General features: G+C 46.3%; 1 pseudogene. It reads right to left on the minus strand.

What is annotated here, in order from left to right:
• Positions 1-229: 229 nt before the first annotated feature.
• Positions 230-713, minus strand: a pseudogene (locus ACTHUR_RS14055) (sigma 54-dependent transcriptional regulator); the annotation flags it as partial.

Below are 713 nucleotides of genomic sequence, written 5' to 3' on the forward strand. Positions count from 1 at the left end.
GGCTACGATCATAGCTATTACTTCATCGCCAGTTTTATTGGTGAGCATATTGCCTATCATGTGGCATTTTTGAAGTAAGCCAAGGAAGTGATTCGTGAATCGATCAAATGTTGGTATGAACATTAATTTTTCATGTTAACGAAAATAAAAGGCATCGGATTGATGCCTTTTGTTTTTTATAAATGATGAAAAATAATGCTATCAAAATGAGCTAGCTTGCACACTCTATTTAAATATCTCCCCATTCTAATCCGAATCGCTGTAAATATTTCCTCAATCGGTCGCTGTCATTGACTTTTGCTCTTTCTGTTCGGGAGACGTTGAACAATGCACGGCCAGCGGCGGCCATGTTGAGGTGTTTGCGGCATTCATCGATAACGTGTTGCAGTTGTAGCTTGTCGAACAAATCCAATGTGTCCCAATCGACTTTATCGGGATAGTCTTGTGCTTTTTCAGACGGCCTTTTATGTAAGAGGCCGTCTGAAAAAGGTTCTTCCGACCATAACCATTTGAGGCGTTCGATTTCGGCTTGGACTTGTTCTACCTGTATCCTGCCTTGCGGCGCGAGTGTGGCCAGGCGCATGATGCTGGCGGCGAGGTCGCGGAAGTTGCTGCGCCATGGTGCTTGATCTGAGTGTGCGAAGTCGAGGTAGGCGGCCAGGGCTTCTTTGTTGAAGCGGGTGGTTCGGCCGAGTTCTTGCGAGGCTAGGGCG

It is taken from the genome of Neisseria sp. P0021.S007 (assembly GCF_051956855.1).